Origin of the sequence: Streptomyces sp. RP5T, assembly GCF_003933965.1 — a bacterium.
Taxonomy (GTDB): domain Bacteria; phylum Actinomycetota; class Actinomycetes; order Streptomycetales; family Streptomycetaceae; genus Streptomyces.
In genome coordinates, this window is record NZ_RSAJ01001303.1 from 1 (window position 1) to 411 (window position 411).

Consider the following 411-nt stretch of genomic DNA (forward strand, 5'->3'; position numbering starts at 1 on the left):
GTCCGGGAGCGGGAGTTCCGGGAGTTCGCCGAGGCCCGGCAGGGGCAGCTCAGGCGCAGCGCGTATCTGCTGTGCGGGGACTGGCACCAGGCCCAGGACCTGACCCAGACGACCCTGATGAAGCTGTACGCCTCCTGGGGCCGGATCCGTCGTGACGGCAACGTCGAGGCGTACGCCCGTACGATCCTCACCCGCGTCTTCATCGACCAGTACCGCAAACGCGGCTGGCGCGAGGAGCCGACGGAGGAGGTCCCGGAGCCGGCCGTGGCCGAGCCTGCCGTCACGCCCGAGCTGCGGCTGGTGATGCAGGCCGCGCTGCTCGAACTGCCGCCCCGCTACCGGGCGGTGCTGGTACTGCGGTTCTGGGAGGACTGGAGTGTGGAGCAGACCGCCGAGGCGCTGCGCGTGACC

Annotated in this window: 1 protein-coding gene; it reads left to right on the top strand. The window is 71.3% G+C overall.

Annotation, left to right across the window (positions count from 1 at the left end; all coding sequences use genetic code 11):
• The coding region (locus EHS43_RS45930) for a sigma-70 family RNA polymerase sigma factor (RefSeq protein WP_125196163.1) at positions 1–411 on the top strand (411 nt) is incomplete at both ends.